The sequence below is a fragment of the Demequina zhanjiangensis genome (assembly GCF_030418315.1).
Taxonomy (GTDB): Bacteria; Actinomycetota; Actinomycetes; order Actinomycetales; family Demequinaceae; genus Demequina; species Demequina zhanjiangensis.
This window is the reverse complement of the sequence record NZ_JAUHPV010000003.1, coordinates 320,810-336,618: the sequence shown is the minus strand read 5'-3', so window position 1 is coordinate 336,618 and position 15,809 is coordinate 320,810. Positions and strand designations below refer to the sequence as shown.

The 15,809-nt window shown below is 69.4% G+C and carries 14 protein-coding genes; 2 read left to right on the top strand and 12 right to left on the bottom strand.

What is annotated here, in order from left to right; all coding sequences use genetic code 11:
* Window position 1: 1 nt before the first annotated feature.
* From QQX04_RS06905 to QQX04_RS06890, 4 genes are all read right to left on the bottom strand, one after another.
* The gene (locus tag QQX04_RS06905) at window positions 2–289 is read right to left on the bottom strand and encodes an OB-fold nucleic acid binding domain-containing protein (RefSeq protein ID WP_301127524.1); all 288 of its coding nucleotides are present in this window, start codon (window positions 287–289) and stop codon (window positions 2–4) included.
* A complete protein-coding gene (gene dut, locus QQX04_RS06900) occupies window positions 286–747 on the bottom strand; it encodes a dUTP diphosphatase (protein ID WP_301127522.1) in 462 nt (153 codons plus the stop codon). Before dut ends, QQX04_RS06905 begins: the two co-directional genes overlap by 4 nt.
* An 18-nt stretch (window positions 748–765) precedes the next feature.
* Window positions 766–1,065: a DUF4193 domain-containing protein gene (locus QQX04_RS06895; protein ID WP_301127520.1), complete on the bottom strand. Its 300-nt coding sequence runs from the start codon at window positions 1,063–1,065 to the stop codon at window positions 766–768.
* 133 nt (window positions 1,066–1,198) lie between these two features.
* A complete protein-coding gene (locus QQX04_RS06890; protein WP_301127518.1) occupies window positions 1,199–2,011 on the bottom strand; it encodes an inositol monophosphatase family protein in 813 nt (270 codons plus the stop codon).
* Between the two features lie 65 nt (window positions 2,012–2,076).
* Here QQX04_RS06890 and sepH point away from each other — a divergent pair, with 65 nt between their 5' ends.
* Window positions 2,077–3,141: a septation protein SepH gene (gene sepH / locus QQX04_RS06885; protein WP_301127517.1), complete on the top strand. Its 1,065-nt coding sequence runs from the start codon at window positions 2,077–2,079 to the stop codon at window positions 3,139–3,141.
* A gap of 51 nt (window positions 3,142–3,192) precedes the next feature.
* Here the strand turns inward: sepH and QQX04_RS06880 are convergent, their stop codons facing one another.
* Window positions 3,193–4,362 carry an alkaline phosphatase family protein gene (locus tag QQX04_RS06880; RefSeq protein ID WP_301127515.1) on the bottom strand — a complete coding sequence of 390 codons (1,170 nt, stop codon included), beginning with the start codon at window positions 4,360–4,362 and terminating at the stop codon, window positions 3,193–3,195.
* Window positions 4,359–4,925 (bottom strand): DUF5998 family protein, encoded by a 567-nt coding sequence (locus QQX04_RS06875; RefSeq protein ID WP_301127513.1) that lies wholly within the window; start codon window positions 4,923–4,925, stop codon window positions 4,359–4,361. Before QQX04_RS06875 ends, QQX04_RS06880 begins: the two co-directional genes overlap by 4 nt.
* A gap of 122 nt (window positions 4,926–5,047) precedes the next feature.
* On the opposite strand from QQX04_RS06875, the gene QQX04_RS06870 reads away from it, so the two are divergent.
* The gene (locus tag QQX04_RS06870) at window positions 5,048–7,489 is read left to right on the top strand and encodes a DNA gyrase/topoisomerase IV subunit A (RefSeq protein ID WP_301127511.1); all 2,442 of its coding nucleotides are present in this window, start codon (window positions 5,048–5,050) and stop codon (window positions 7,487–7,489) included.
* Window positions 7,490–7,492: 3 nt separating this feature from the next.
* Here QQX04_RS06870 and QQX04_RS06865 read toward each other — a convergent pair whose 3' ends face one another.
* The 6 genes from QQX04_RS06865 to QQX04_RS06840 all read right to left on the bottom strand — a co-directional run bounded on the left by QQX04_RS06865 (window position 7,493) and on the right by QQX04_RS06840 (window position 15,767).
* Window positions 7,493–9,586, bottom strand: coding sequence for a hypothetical protein (locus QQX04_RS06865; RefSeq protein ID WP_301127509.1), 2,094 nt, complete (start codon window positions 9,584–9,586; stop codon window positions 7,493–7,495).
* A 155-nt stretch (window positions 9,587–9,741) separates the two neighbouring features.
* Window positions 9,742–10,944, bottom strand: a complete 1,203-nt coding sequence (locus QQX04_RS06860; protein ID WP_301127507.1) for a hypothetical protein — start codon at window positions 10,942–10,944, stop codon at window positions 9,742–9,744.
* Window positions 10,945–11,026: 82 nt separating this feature from the next.
* Window positions 11,027–11,815 carry a hypothetical protein gene (locus QQX04_RS06855; RefSeq protein ID WP_301127505.1) on the bottom strand — a complete coding sequence of 263 codons (789 nt, stop codon included), beginning with the start codon at window positions 11,813–11,815 and terminating at the stop codon, window positions 11,027–11,029.
* Window positions 11,816–11,936: 121 nt separating this feature from the next.
* Window positions 11,937–13,208 carry a threonine/serine exporter family protein gene (locus QQX04_RS06850; protein ID WP_301127503.1) on the bottom strand — a complete coding sequence of 424 codons (1,272 nt, stop codon included), beginning with the start codon at window positions 13,206–13,208 and terminating at the stop codon, window positions 11,937–11,939.
* A gap of 64 nt (window positions 13,209–13,272) precedes the next feature.
* Window positions 13,273–13,674: a hypothetical protein gene (locus tag QQX04_RS06845; RefSeq protein ID WP_301127501.1), complete on the bottom strand. Its 402-nt coding sequence runs from the start codon at window positions 13,672–13,674 to the stop codon at window positions 13,273–13,275.
* Entirely contained in the window at window positions 13,671–15,767 is a 2,097-nt protein-coding gene (locus QQX04_RS06840; RefSeq protein ID WP_301127499.1) for a DNA gyrase/topoisomerase IV subunit B, read from the bottom strand. Before QQX04_RS06840 ends, QQX04_RS06845 begins: the two co-directional genes overlap by 4 nt.
* Between the last annotated feature and the right edge of the window lie 42 nt (window positions 15,768–15,809).

Below are 15,809 nucleotides of genomic sequence, written 5' to 3'. Positions count from 1 at the left end.
CTCACAGGAGCTCGTATCGCGGGTTGTAGATGCGCGGCTCTGCCGTCGTCTCGCACACCCGTCCCTCGATGTCGAGGACGCGGCCCGGCTCGACGCCCGGGATCTGCCTGCGGCCCATGAACACCGCGTGCACGAACCCTGTGCCGTCTCCGATCCGCACGATGACCGTGGGCGCCGCATCGGCGGGCTCGACCTGGACGGCGATGATGCGTCCGGTGACGCGCGCGACCTTCCTCGGTTCGAGATCTCGAACCGGCGTGGCGTGCTCCTTCAGCATCGCACCCGTCATGCAGGCGATCCTGGGGTGTCCACTCCGGTGGAGCCGAAGCCCCCGTCGCCTCGGTGGGAGCCCGGCAGATGCTCGACCTCGATGAAGCGTGCCCGCTCGACGCGCTGGATCACCAGCTGCGCGATCCGGTCGCCGACCTCGAAGGACACCGCCTGTGAAGCATCGGTGTTGAGCAGCGTCACCGCGATCTCGCCGCGGTAGCCGGCGTCCACGGTCCCGGGCGCATTCACGACGGTGATGCCCTTCTTGGACGCGAGGCCCGAGCGGGGGTGCACCAGGGCGACATAGCCGTCGGGCAGGGCGATCTTCACGCCCGTCGGCACCGTCGCGCGCTCGCCCGGCTCGAGCGTGAGCGCCACGCGCGTCGTGAGGTCCGCCCCCGCATCTCCCGGGTGGGAGTAGGCGGGGGTCGGAACCTCCGGGGAGGTCGTGCTCAGGAGTACGTCGACGTCAGTCATCTGCACGTCTACGAGCCGTCAGGCCGCGCACTCCGAGCAGATCGGGTCATCGCCGCGGAACTCCGCGAGCTGGCTGCGGTGGTGCACGAGGAAGCAGCTCATGCAGGTGAACTCGTCCTGCTGGGGCGGGAGGACCCGCACCGAGAGCTCCTCACCCGAGAGGTCGGCACCAGGCAGCTCGAATCCCTCGGCAGCCTCCGCCTCGTCCTCGTCGACCACACCCGAGGTCTTGTCGGCGCGGCGCGCCTTCAGCTCCTCGATGGAGTCTGCCGAGATCTCATCGTCGGTCTTCCGGGGGGCGTCGTAATCGGTCGCCATGCTGGCATCGGTCCCTTCGCTGCACTGTCAGTGCCTCATCAATGCCCGGAGGGCGAGTTTCATTCCCTCGGGCGCAGGCATTCTGCACCAAAAGGACGGCGCGCGCCACCCGGTGCGACGATTCGCGTGTCGCCTATCGTCCGACGCGCTCGGCGCCCGCCGCGATCAGCGCGCCCGCCAGATCGTCCCACACGTCCGGATGCGCCGCGATCACAAGCCTCTCGTCCGCCGGGCCACCGTCGATCCCCGCGACCTTGAGCCCCGCCTCAGAGGCGATCAACCCGCCCGCCGCCATGTCCCACGCGTTGATGCTGTGCTCGTAATACGCGTCGACCACGCCTGCGGCTGCATGGCACAGGTCGAGCGCCGCAGCGCCGAGGCGGCGGATGTCCCTCACGACGGGCAGCATGCGTGCGACCACCTCCCCCTGCTGGGCGCGGAGCTCCGGCACGTACTGGAAGCCCGTCGCGAGCAGCGTCGTCGCCAGCGGGGGCGCCGACACCCGCGTCAGCCGTTCCCCGTCCCTCCATGCGCCCTCTCCCCTGGCCGCCGTCCAGAGCTCCCCTGAGCCGGTCTGGAGCGCGCCCGCGACCTGCGTCCACTCGTGGGTCCTGGGAGGCCCGGACACGGCGGCGACCGACACCCCGTAGTAAGGCAGGCCGTACGCATAGTTGACAGTGCCGTCGATCGGGTCGAGCACCCAGGTGATGCCGGAGCTGGAGGGGACGTCGTCGCCCTCCTCACCGAGGATCCCGTCCTCGGGCCGCAGCTCGGCAAGCCGCGCACGAAGAAGACGCTCCGCAGCGAGATCCATCTCCGTGACGATGTCCGCTGACGAGGACTTGGTGCCCGCGATCCGGGCGCCTGCGCGGCCGGCCACGACCAGGTCACCCGCCTCCTGCGCGAGACGGGCGGCAACGTCGAGAAGGGCACGAGGATCGGTCATGCGTCCATCCTGCCGCACCGCGTGGCGTGCGACGCAGGCGCGGCACCCCATGGCACCCTGAGGGCATGACCGAGCTCCATCTTGTGGGACCGGCCGACGACGAGCAGCAGTTGATCCTTGCTGACGCCGACGGTCGCGAGTTCCGCCTTGCCGTCACCGACGAGCTGCGCCAAGCCGTTCGTCACGCAGCGGCACGCGCGCGTGAGACGGCTCCGTCGCCGCAGCCTGCGTCGGCGACCATGTCTCCCAAGGAGATCCAGCAGCGCATCCGCGCAGGCCTGTCCGCCGCTGAGCTCGCAGAGCTCACGGGAGAGCCGTTCGAGGCGCTCGCCAAGTTCGAGGCGCCCGTGATCGCCGAGCGCGAGTACATCGTGGCGCTCGCGCGTGACACGCGCATCGGCAGCGATGCCGGCGCTCCGATCCTCGGCGACCTCGTCGCGGACCGTCTCGCGCAGCGCGAGGTGGACCTCGACTCGCTCGTCTGGGACGCGTGGCGTGACGTCGACGAGCCATGGAAGGTCTGCGTCGACTTCCGCACGGAGGGACGCATCGTCCGGGCCCTGTGGGTGTTCGACCACCAGGCCCGTTCGCTCGCCGCACAGGATGACGAGTCTCGCTGGCTCACCGAGACCGAGCTTCTGGACGTACCCATTCCCAAGCGCCACCTCGCGGCTGTGCGCGCAGAGACGGACGCTGCGGTTCCGCTTCACCCTTCGCGCCCTGCGCAGCCCACCGCGGCTGAGGCGGAGGATGAGTCAGAGGCACCGAGCGCGACCGAGCTGCTCCTCGAGGACCTCGCAGAGCGTCGAGGCACGCGCGAGTCCGTGCCGCTCGACGAGATGGACGACCACGACGAGGACGGCGGCTTCGAGGGCTTCGGGCCTGCGGCGAAGGCGCGCCAGGCCGAGACAGGCTTCGGCGCGTCGAAGCAGGCGGCCCCCTCGGCCAAGACCCCTGCCACCGGCAAGGCGCCCGCGGCGCCGAAGCCGCAGGCGAACGCGCGCCCGTCGGCTTCCGCGCCCTCCTCAGCCTCTCCGCGCACCCCCGCGAACGGCGAGCGACGACCCCGCCGGAGTCGGGCCTCCGTGCCGAGCTGGGACGAGATCGTCTTCGGCGCCAAGCACGACTGATCTGACCGGCCGCAAGGGTGGCCTGAGGAATGCCTGACCGCAGGCAAGCGATCAGTCGGCCGCCACCGTCAGCAGTGGCACATAGAGCTCCTCAGGCGTGAGCGAGCCATGCACACCGATCAGCTCCATCGACTTGGGCGTCTGCGTGCGCGAGTCCACGACCGTCGCACGGCCGGCCATGGCGACCACCACGTCGCCGAAACGGTCCGCGACCGCGGGATCCATCTTACCCACGAGCCCAGCGTCGACGATGTCCTGCCGGGTACCGACCGCCGCGTGCACGCCCAGGATGTCCTGCCAGCGAGCGACCACCGCATCGGGATCCACACCGGGCTCCAGGTGAAGGTGGGTCGCACGCGGCTCCCCCGCCACGAGCTGGATGCCCTCGCGCAACCCCGGCACCTCGGCGACGTCCCACCGCGGCGCGCCGGTGATGTCGACCATGCCGTGGTCGGCCGTGACCACCATGACGGCGTCCCTCGGGAGCGATCGGGCGAGCCGCTTGAGCTCACGGTCCGCATCCTCGAGCGCGGCGACCCACTCGGAGGAGCCCCAGCCGTGGTGGTGGCCTGCCGAGTCGATCTCGCCCCAGTAGAGGTAGGAGATGCCGGGTTTACGGGCGACGCCCGCCGCGATGTCCACGCGATCCTCGAGGCGCTCCGCTCCGATGAAGTCGCCGCCGCGCAGCGCCGCGTGGGTGAGGCCGGAGCCTGCGAAGCGGGCCTTTCCCAGCGTCGTCACCGACAGGCCTTCACGCGCAGCCTCCTCGAGAAGGGAGGGTCGAGGCTGCCACTCCTCCGCGCGGTAGGCGCCCTCCCAGTTGACCAGGTTCGCGAGCTCGCCCGAGCGCGGGTTGCGCACGGTGTAACCCGCCATGCCCGTGCGGCCCGAGGGGAAGCCTGTGCCGAACAACGACAGAGAGGTGGCCGTGGTGGTGGGGAATCCCGCCGTGATGCGCTCGGACACCATGGAGCGCAGGAACGGCGCGTGCCCTCGACGCGCGTCGAGCTGCTGATGGCCCAGACCGTCCAGCACGACGACGATGACGTGGCGGCCTCGGGGGACGCCCAGCCTCGTCCTGTCGGAGTCGGCGCTTCGAGACTGGACCGCATGCCCCGCGCCTACCGCCGCCAGCGCCGCCGGCAACACGGCGCCGAGCTCTCGGCCCCCATAGTCGGGCCGTTCGAGGCCGACCGCGGTCAGCCTCGCCTGGAACGTCACGCGTTCTCGCCCAACCGACGCTGGAGGACGGCGGCGAAGTCCTGAAGCGCGCGGACAGCGTCCTCGCCGTCCGCGATCGCAGACACCCTCACCAGGGTGTCGTCGCCGGTGATCCCACCCGTGTACCCGTGGTCGGCCTCGCAGTTCTCGTCACCGCAGGTCGCAGGCTCGAGCTCGAGCCGCGTGTGGATCCCGTTCCCGACCGCGAGCACGAGCTCGCTGGGAAGGTCTCCATCGCGGAAGGTCTCGGGGTGGTGGACCACATGCGTGAGAGCCATGGTCCGGATGTTGCTGACGAAGGACGTCTCCACCGTCGCCTGGGCCTCATGCGTCGACTCTCCGGAAGGCCCCAGTCCGTCGTCCATGTGGACGCGCATCAGGCGTGTGTCGGTGAGCACGAGCACCGTCATGTGACGGCGGACCTCGGACGTGTCGAACGTCGTCTCCGTCTGGACGAAGTGCGCTCGGACCTGCTCTCCTGCGATCGCCGAGCGGAGCACCGTGGTGGCCAAGGCCGGGTAGTATCCCGCGACGGCGACAGATTCCTCGAGGGTGTGCGGCATGCGGGCTATTGTTCCACTTCCGTGCCCCGCATGGCGACCTCCGCCGCGTGGCTCGTCCACCGCGGTCGCTCGCGGGGGGACAATGCTCTGCAGCCCCGTGACCCGCATGTGACAGGAGAGAGATGGCAACCGAGCCGGACGCACAGATCGTCGACATCGACGTCAGCGCCGAGATGGAGAGCTCGTTCCTCGAGTACGCGTACTCGGTCATCTACTCTCGCGCGCTTCCGGACGCCCGCGACGGCCTCAAGCCCGTGCAGCGTCGCATCGTCTACACGATGGGCGACATGGGACTGCGTCCCGACCGCGCCCACGTGAAGTCGTCGCGCGTGGTCGGCGAGGTCATGGGCAAGTACCACCCGCACGGTGACAGCGCGATCTACGACGCTCTGGTGCGTATGGCCCAGTCGTTCTCCCTTCGGCTTCCGCTGGTCGACGGCCATGGCAACTTCGGCTCGTTGGACGACGGTCCCGCGGCGTCGCGATACACCGAGGCGAGGCTCGCTCCGGGTGCGATGGCGATGATCGCCGACCTCGGTGAGGACGTCGTCGAGTTCGTCCCCAACTACGACAACAAGCTTCAGCAGCCTTCCGTGCTGCCCGCCGCGGTACCGGCGCTGCTGGTCAACGGGGCCTCCGGCATCGCGGTCGGCATGGCCACGAACATGGCGCCGCACAACCTCATCGAGGTCATCTCAGCGGCCAAGCACCTGCTGCACCACCCGCAGGCGACGCTCGACGAGCTGATGCGCTTCGTCCCCGGCCCCGACCTGCCCGGCGGCGGAAAGATCGTCGGCCTGGACGGCATCAAGCAGGCGTACGAGACGGGCCGCGGCGCGTTCAAGACGCGCGCCACCACCAAGATCGAGAAGGTCACCCCGCGCCGCCAGGGCATCGTCGTGACGGAGCTGCCCTACCTCGTCGGCCCCGAGAAGGTCATCGAGAAGATCAAGGACGGGGTGTCCGCGCGCAAGCTCGAGGGCATCTCCGCGGTCACCGACCTCACCGACCGTCATCACGGCACGCGCCTGGTCATCGAGATCAAGAACGGCTTCAACCCGGAGGCCGTGCTCGAGCGCCTGTACAAGGTGACGCCGCTCGAGGAGTCGTTCTCGATGAACAACGTCGCCCTCGTCGACGGCCAGCCCCGCACTCTGGGGCTCAAGGAGCTGCTGAAGGTCTGGGTCGACCACCGCCTCGACGTGGTGCGCCGCCGCTCGTCGTTCAGGCTCGCCGCCCGCAAGGACCGGCTGCACCTGGTCGACGGACTCCTCATCGCGATCCTGGACATCGACGACGTCATCCAGATCATCCGCACCTCGGACGACGCCGCCTCCGCCAAGCAGCGCCTGATGACGGCGTTCGATCTGTCGGAGATCCAGTCCGAGTACATCCTCGAGCTGCGGCTGCGCCGTCTCACCAAGTTCTCCCGCCTCGAGCTCGAGAACGAGAAGGCCCAGCTGCTCGCCGAGATCGCCGAGCTCGAGGAGATCCTCGCATCCGACCGCGTGCTGCGGGACGTCGTGGGACGCGAGATGGACGTTGCGGCCTCCGAGCACGGCACACCCCGCCGCACGATCCTCCTCGCCGACGCGGGCGCGCCGGCAGTCTCGGCGGCCGTCGGATCCGCACCGTCCAGCAAGACCCCGGCGCTCTCGATGGAGATCGAGGACACGCCGTGCTTCGCGCTCCTGTCCGCGACCGGGCTCATCGCTCGCACGTCCGACGACTCGGACATCGCCCGCGAAGGCCGACGCAGCGCGCACGACGTGCTGCGTGCGCTCATCCCTGCCTCGGCCCGCGCCGACATCGGCGTGATCACCTCGACGGGTCGACTTCACCGTCTGTCGCTTCTCGACGTCCCGACCCTCGCGCCGTCCGCGGAGCCCCCGTCGCTCGGGGGCGGGGTGCCGATCTCTGAGCTGCTCACGCTCGACAAGGGCGAGGACGTCGTCACGATCGTGCCGCTCGGATCCGAGTCGCCGCTCGCGCTCGGAACCGCCCACGGCGTGGTCAAGCGCGTCACGCCGGGCGACGAGCCGAGCAAGGAGGTCTGGGAGGTCATCGGCCTCAAGGACGGCGACACTGTCGTCGGAGCAGGCATCGCGTCCGACGAGTCCGAGATGGTCTTCGTCTCGACCACCGCGCAGCTGCTCCACTTCTCTGCCGCCGGGGTGCGCCCTCAGGGACGCGCCGGAGGCGGCATCGCAGGCATCAACCTGGGCGACGGCGCCTCGGTCCTGTTCTTCGGGGTGCTCGCACCCGACGCGCCGGAGCCGATGGTCGTGACGATCTCCGGCCCCTCGTCGGCGCTTCCCGGCACCACGCCAGGTTCAGCGAAGGTCACCCCGTTCACCGAGTACCCGGGCAAGGGACGAGCCACCGGTGGCGTCCGCGCGCACAGGTTCCTCAAGGGCGAGGACGCGCTGCTCCTCGCCTACGTAGGCCCCTCCCCTGCCCGTGCGACGTCCGGTGCCGGCCAGGCCGTGGACCTGCCTGAGGAGCACGGCCGACGCGACGGCTCCGGCACCCCGCTCGCCGCACCCGTGCTCGGGATCGGCTAGGCGTCAGGCCTCGACCTCCTCCTCGCCGTCCTCTCGACGTCGCGCGGCGACGGTGAGGCCCGCTCCGGCGGCAAGCATGGCCGCAGCGAGTCCCGCCATCAAGGTGGCACCGTCGGCACCGGTCGATGCAAGGCGCCCTGCCGGAGGCTGGCCCGTCGCTGAGCCAGGCGTGGCGCCGTCTGTGGACCCACCAGTCTGACCCGTCGGTGCGGGCGTCTGGCCTGTCCCATCGGTCGATGTCTGTCCGGTCGTCGGCGCGTGCGTCGGCGTGTGGGCAGGCACCTGATCGCCGGTCGGTGTCGGTACTGCTGTCTGCTGCAGATCCGGCACCGCCTGGTCGACCGGTTGCCCCGGCACCAGCTGCGGGACCTCTCCTCCCGTGGGCGTCGGTACCGCTGTCTGCTGGAGGCTTGGCACCTCCTGGTCTGTCGGCAGGCTCGGCTGCAGGGTCGGTGTCTGGTCGCCCACCGTCGGCGGGGTCTTGGGCGGCACCTGATGCGGTGCCAGGTCCGGCGTGGGATCCGTGGGGTTCAGCGTCGGCGTCTGGTCGCCCACCGTCGGCGGGGTCTTGGGCGGCACCTGGTGCGGTGCCAGGTCCGGCGTGGGATCCGTGGGGTGCAGGGTCGGTGTCTGGTCGCCCACCGTCGGCGGGGTCTTGGGCGGCACCTGGTGCGGTGCCAGGTCCGGCGTGGGATCCGTGGCGGTCGCCGTGGGCACCTGATCTCCATGCGGCGTGGGCGTTGCTACAGGCACGTCAGGAGCCATGCCCGGCGTGTTCACCGGGGTGGGCTCGGGCGTGACCACCGCAGTCGGTTGCTCGGTTGGCTCCGCCGTCGGGATCACGACGCCCGGTACCGGCTCGGCGACCGTCGTGCCAGTGGGAGCGACTCCGCCGGGAGTCTCCACCACGAGGACCACGTGCCCATCGACCAGGAAGTCGTACTGGACGGCATACAGGTTGTGGCCCCAGTCGTGCGAGAAGTCCTTCAGTTGTAGCGTCTGCCCCGAGACGTGGGCCCCGACTGAGGGCAGTGTGCGGGTACCGGCGTCGTACGTCGAGCCGCCGTGCCCATGCTGCCCGGCAAGGTGAACGACCACCTGAACGTCCTCGTCCGTCGGGTTGGTGACCCGCAGAGTCGACGGCCCGGTCACCTCGACGGTGAGCGTCGCCGAGGCGGCTGGCGCCTCGACGGGCACACTCGGAGCGAGCGTCGCGGCGGCCGCGGGCTCCGCAGCCATCGCCCCCACACCGATCATCACAGACACGCCCGCCGCCACCGCAGCCACTGTATGCAGTGCCTTGTTCTCGCCGTGGAGCAGCCGCACCGCGTCGAGCACCGCGACGATGTCGCCCGGGAACTCATCCATCATTCGCATGACGGCGGAGACATTCGGGTGACTCTCCGGCGCGATCCTCAACTCCTCGGGACGAAGGAGACGGTGCTTGTCAGCGACATCGAGAATCGCGTGCACCGCGAGTGCATAGCTGCCTTGCGAGACGTGTCCGATCGGGTCATCGGTGACGACCGTCGGAAGACCCTCTGTGCCGCCGAGGATCTCGATCGCCTGGTCTAGCGCATCCGCGTGGCGGCGGTTCTCCACACCCAACTCGGTGAGCACACGATCCAGCGGGAGACCGTGGACGCTCGCGAATGCCGCGCCGAAGAGCGCCGAATAGCCTGACGCAGCACCCGTCTGGGAGATCACCGCAACCGCACCGCGTCGGACCTCGGGACGCATGAAGTGAATGCCGACCGCTGGCAGTCCCTTGGAGACTGACTGCGCCGCTCCCTGGATCGCGGCCGAGAGCGCCGCGAGCGGACGCTCCGGCATGGGAGCCGCGACGACGACCGCCTCGTGCTCTGCCGCGACGAGGACGGCCCTGCGGAGATCAGAGGCGACCGCGGAGGCGATCGGGTCGCCGCGGCCGCCTGCGGCACGCCATCGCGCAGCGAAATCGCGTCCCGAGCCTTCGGGTCCCGCCACCACCACCTCGTGCACTCCCGGCGCGAGCCTGGCGAGCGCCGAGTCGTTCAGCGCATCGGAGTCGAAGACGACGATCCGGACATGGTCGGGACTCGGGGCAAAAGCGGTCATAGCCTGCGCTCCTTGCTCGCACTTCGTCGTGGGCAATCTCAACGTACCGACACTTCCGCGGTTCCGCGATTCGTCCGCAGCGCATCCGAAAGGGCCCTGGCCCGCACCCACCAGGGTGCGGGCCAGGGCCCGAGACGTGCGGCCCGAGGCGAACGTCAGCGCACGGATCCTGCGCGTCGACGACGTGAGCCGAGCGTCAGCGCTGCGCCAGCACCGAGCAGCGCTGCAGCCGCACCCGCGAGGAGACCCGCGCTCTCAGCGCCGGTCGACGCGAGGTGGCCGGCAGGCGGTGCACCCGCCGACGTCTGGACCGGCGTGGAGCCTGCCTCGCCCGTTCCGTCGGTGACGTTGTTTGACGCCACAGTGCGCGGAGTGGTCGTCGCCACGTGCGACGCGGTGGTCGCCTCGCTGCGAGGAGCCAGGCTAGGCGTCTTGTCGCCCGACGGCGTCGGCACCGACATCGACTGCTGCTCGGGTACCAGCTGCCCGGAGGGAATCGACGGGACGAGGCCGGGGGTCTTGTCGCCGTGGGCCTGCGGGGTCTTGCCCGGCACCAGGTCGGGGGTGGCCTGGGGCACCGCGTACGGAGCGACCAGCTTCTTCGTGGGAGCCAGCTTCGGCACGGGGTACGGCGTCGCCGTGGTCGCCTCGCTCGAGTCGGTCGACTTCGACGGCACCAGCATCGGCGTGGCCTGCGGCGTCGCCTCAGGAGCCTTCACCGTCTTCTGCGGCGCCAGCTTCGGCACCGGGTGAGGCGTCGGCTTCTGCTGCTCGGGAGCAGCGGAAGTCTCCGGGGTGACCGAGGACTCGACCGGGGGGATGACGACGCCGGGGACGGGCTGGGCGACAGTCGTGCCAGTCGGGGCGACGCCTCCGGGAGTGCGCACCTCGGCCACCAGCTGACCGTCCACCAGGAAGTCGTACTTCACGCCGTAAAGGTTGTGACCCCAGTCGTGCGAGAAGTCGGCGAAGCGGATGACCTCGCCATCGGCGTGCGCCGCCACTGCGGGCAGCTCCCGCGTCCCCGCGTCGTACGTAGTGCCGCCGTGGCCGTGCTGACCTTCGAGGTGCACCACCACCTGGACCGTCTTGTCGGTGGGGTTGGTCACCTTGAGCGTGGCCGGCCCGGTCACTGCGATGGTCAGCACCGCCTGCTCGGCGGCCACGGAAGCGGAAGGAGCCGCGCTGGTCGCCTCCGCCGCGGACGCGGCGCTGGCGGCGAAGACTCCGACGCCCATCATGAGGCTGAAGGCGGCAGCAGCGGCGGCGACGCGCTGCAGCGGTCGGCGACCGCTGCAGCTTCCGCGCTCGCCGGTGGCGACGATCTGGTTCTCGGTGGAAAGGCCCTGGTGTGTCATGTCATCTCCTTGTGTCGTGATGACTCCAGGTTCCCCATCTCGGCGCCTCTGCACATCGCACAGCCGTAGACACTTGCGGCTGCTACACCGGTAGTACGGCGACGCGCGAGCTGGCGTCAGCGACCGTGTCTGACGACGAGCTTTCCACCACTGCGACGACGTCGGCGCTGCGCGCGTCTCGTAGCAACCGCAGCACCGATGCCAGATCAGCGAGAGAATCACGTCCGGTCTCGAGGTGGCGCGGCCAGAGGAACCCTTCGGTCCCGCGGCCGTCGTGGATGCACTGCACGGCAAGCGCATACCCGCCCTTGGCGACGTGTGCCACCGGATCTGCCGCGACGAACGGAGTCGCGGACGCACGGGCATGGCGCCCCGAGCGTCGTACGTCGACGAGCCGATCGACTGGCTGACCGGGGATCGCGGCGACGGCCTCGGCTAGATGCCCGGCGAAGCCGTGAGCAACCTCTCCGTCCGCGATGACCGCTGCGGGCCCTGGCGCCGCGTGGGGACGCATGAACTGGACCGCGACGGCCGGCAACGGACTACCTGCCATCCTGCTCAGCGCGGCGAACACCGTGTGGAGCGTCTTGATCGGATGACGAGGCACCGGTGCGGCGACGAGCACCGACTCATGGCTCGCTGCGGCCTCGACCGCCTCACCGAGGTGAGCGGCGCAGCCCCCGTAGACGAGATCGGGTGCTCCCCCGACGGCGCGCCATCGATACGCGAGGTAGTCATGGTCCTCTCGCGGGCCGACGGACACGACCCGCATGCCGGTGCGGACCAGTCGTGCGAGCGCATCGTCGGTGAGGCGAGCGCCCTCGAAGACGACGAGGGTGGAGGGCTGAGGTGAAGGCGTACACATATCCATCTGGGTCTCCTTGAGTGGGTGATCCACTCCAGGGTTCCCAGTGAGGGGCATCCGCACATCGCACAGATGAAGGCATCCGCGCGTGCTACGCGAGTAGTACCGACGAGTCGGCCAGGAGGGGTCAGCGCTCGAAGGACCACTCGCGGTCGGTGATCAGCTTGCCGATGACGAGTCCCACGAGGATCGCGATGCCCGCGAGGAACACCTGAAGGAGCCCCGACGTCGCCTCGATGTAGTTGGCCTCGTTGAGCGACACGATCGCCTCGTGCGCGGGCACACCAGGGATCTGCACGAGGGCTGCGGGCACCTGCAAGGTGATGACCGGCCATCGCCCACCCCGGGCCATGGTTGCGGCGAGGATGCCGATGATGATGCACGCGATCGCGGTGGCCATCTGGATCGGGAGGTCGAAGAAGTGCTGCAGCAGGTTGCGCGCCACGTAGGCGATCATGCCGATCCATGCCGCGGTGAGGGCCATGCGCCACGGGGAGCTGAACATGAGCGCGAACCCGGCGACGCCGACGAAGCTCCCGACGGCCCAGATGAGCACCTGGACCCAGAGGTCGAGCGTGACCTCGCGCTGCGAGGTGTCGAGGCTGCTCATGAGCGACAGCGCCCAGACGGCCACACCGGCACCCATCACGATCATGAGCCCGAAGGCGACGCGGGACAGGCCCGCAGAGAAGTCGAGCTTCGCCATGTCGAGCGTGCCGGTGATGAGCGCGAACCCGGGCAGGAGGAACAGCACTGAGGAGATGTACCCGGAGGCGTGCACCTCGAGTCCGGGACCGACGAGGCCGATCAAGCCGAGCACGCCCAGATACAGTCCTGTCGCGAGGAAGGCCGCGATCATGGTGGTGCCCAGGGCGTTGAAACCCTTGTGCGCGAGGTGACGGCGCAGGTACTGACCAGCCCCCGCAGCGACGAACACGGTCGCGATCTCGATCACGTGCGCGTGGTTGAGCGCTGCGAAGCCCGCGCATGCCGCGCCTGCCGCAGCGGCGTTGAACAGTGGCTTGTACGGTGCCGGCTTCCGCTCGATCGCATCGAGCGCGCGATGGATGTCGCCGGGCGTCGTGGTCTCCGGAAGGGTCCGCCTGAACCTGTCGAGCGCCGCGATCCTGTCCGCATTCACTCCGGCCTTGCGCAGCTCGGCCACCTCGGTGCGGAAGCGATGCCCCACGCGTGCCGTGAGCGTGATCTCGGTCAGCGTGACCTGTTCATGCACCTGCTCGACGCCGAGCGATCGCCCGACGGCCTGCATGGCCTGCTTCACCCGGTAGCTCGCAGTGCCCGACTCAAGCATGAGGAGACCCGTGCGCATGATCGCGCCGGACCGTCGGCCGAGCTCCACGGAGTCGATCTGCTGCTCCTGGGCAGGTACGTCTGTCACGCCGTCCATTGTTCCCCACACCGGTCCCGGTAGCGGGCCTACCAAGGTCCTGCCTGGGGAATCGTCAGCGCCCGACGCGGCGTCGCCAGTCCACGACCCGGCGCAGCCGCTCGCGCTGGACGGCCGCGCCGATCCGCTCGATCGCCAGCGCGACGATCGCAGCGATAGGCACGGCGATCGCCGCCGACTCGACCGTCATCAGGAGCGCGAAGGCGACGGCGACCGCGAAAGGCACGAGCACGCCCCACACCGGGGCCGGCGTGCGCTCGAGGATCGTGAGCTCCTCCTGGAAGTCGAGCTCGCGATCGGCCTCAAGCAGCTCCTCCTCGAGGACCATGCAGCGCTTCGGGAGTCCGATGAGCGAGTGATGGCGCAGCACGTGGCGCGCTCCAGCAGGGTTCACCCTGGCGGCACGGTGGTAACCGTACGGGTGGGAGGGGCACAGGGGCGCGGCGGTATCTGTCATGCGTCGATCCTCGAGTGGTCAAGCTCTGCGGCACCTGCCACGATGAACTCGCGGCGCGGCCCGACGTCGTTGCCCATGAGCAGCTCGAACACGCGCTCTGCAGCCTGCGCATCAGCGGCTGTGATGCGGCGCAGCATCCGGTGCTCAGGGTCCATGGTCGTCTCGGCGAGCTGGTCGGCGTCCATCTCTCCGAGACCCTTGTAGCGCTGGATGTCCTCCTTGAACTTGCGACCGGCGCGCTTGAGGTCGCGGAGCGTGTCGTTCAGCTCCTTCTCGGAGTAGGTGTAGATGTACTCACGCTCACGACGAGCCGAGCCCATGACCTCGACGCGGTGCAGCGGCGGGACGGCAGCGTAGACGCGTCCGGCGTCGACCATGGGACGCATGTAGCGGAAGAACAGCGTCAGCAGCAGCGTGCGGATGTGCGCGCCGTCCACGTCGGCGTCGGTCATCAGGATGATCTTGCCGTAGCGTGCCTGGTCCAGCTCGAAGGTACGTCCGGAACCGGCGCCGATCACCTGGATGATGCTCGCGCACTCGGCGTTGTGGAGCATGTCCGTGACGGACGCCTTCTGCACGTTGAGGATCTTGCCTCGGATCGGCAGCAGCGCCTGGAAGTCGGACCGGCGGGCGAGCTTTGCGGTACCGAGGGCGCTGTCACCCTCGACGATGAACAGCTCGGACGCCTCGACGTCGTTGCTGCGGCAGTCGGCGAGCTTCGCAGGGAGCGACGAGGTCTCGAGCGCATTCTTGCGGCGGGAGATCTCCTTCTGCTTGCGCGCGGCGACGCGGGCACGCATCTCGGCGACGATCTTCTCCATCACGATCGTGGCCTGCGTCTTGTCGTCACGCTTGGTGGAGGACATGATCGCGCCGAGCTCCTTCTCGACGACCTTGGAGACGATGCCTCGCACGGGCGTGGTGCCGAGCACCTCCTTGGTCTGGCCCTCGAACTGCGGCTCGGGGATGCGCACCGTGACCACGGCGGTCAGGCCGGCCATGATGTCGTCCTTCTCGATCCGCTCGGCGCCGTCCTTGCCGGTGAGCTTGAGCCGCCGGGCGTTCGCCTCGATGACCTTGCGCATCGCCTTGACCAGCCCCTGCTCGAAGCCGGACTGGTGGGTGCCTCCCTTGGGCGTGGAGATGATGTTGACGAAGCTGCGGATCTCCGAGTCGTAGCCCTTGCCCCATCGCAGCGCGATGTCGACGACGCAGCTGCGCTCGACCTCTTCGCTGACGAGGTGGCCGTTGGGCTTCAGGACCGGGACGGTCTCGGTATAGGAGGCCTCTCCCTTGAGCTCCCAGGTGGAGGTGACTGCGGCGTCGGGCGCGACGAAGTCCACGAAGTCCTTGGCACCGCCCTCGAAGCGGAAGGACTCCTCGGTGGGCTCGAGCGGGTTCCGCTCGTCCCTGACCACGAGCTCGAGGCCTGGTACGAGGAATGCGGTCTGGCGCGCGCGGGTCAGCAGGTCCTCATAGGAGAACGAGGCCGACTTGTTGAAGATCTGACGGTCCGACCAGTAGCGGATCCGGGTGCCGGTGCGGGCCTTCGCGACCTTGCCCGTGACCTTCAGCTCGGAGCCGGTGACGAACGGCGAGAACTCGGCCTCGGGGGTCGCGCCCGACGCGGGGTCGCCGAAGTATCCGGGCTCGCCGCGGCGGAACGCCATGTGGTGCGTCTTCCCGCCCCGGTCCACCCACACGTCGAGCCTCTCGGACAGCGCGTTCACGACGGAGGCGCCGACGCCGTGGAGACCACCCGACGCGGCGTAGGAGCCGCCGCCGAACTTGCCGCCGGCGTGGAGCTTGGTCATCACGACCTCGACGCCGGTGAGGCCGGTCTTCGGCTCGACGTCCACGGGGATGCCGCGGCCGTTGTCGCGGACCTCCACGGAGTCGTCCGGGTACAGGATCACTTCGATGCGGTCGCCGAACCCGCCCAGCGCCTCGTCGACAGAGTTGTCGATGATCTCCCAGAGACAGTGCATGAGGCCGCGGGAATCGGTCGTGCCGATGTACATTCCGGGGCGCTTGCGCACCGCCTCGAGGCCCTCGAGGACGGACAGATGACGTGCCGAGTAGTCAGAACTCACGGGGTGATTCTACGGACCCGACGGACACCCTCTGTCGGGGCG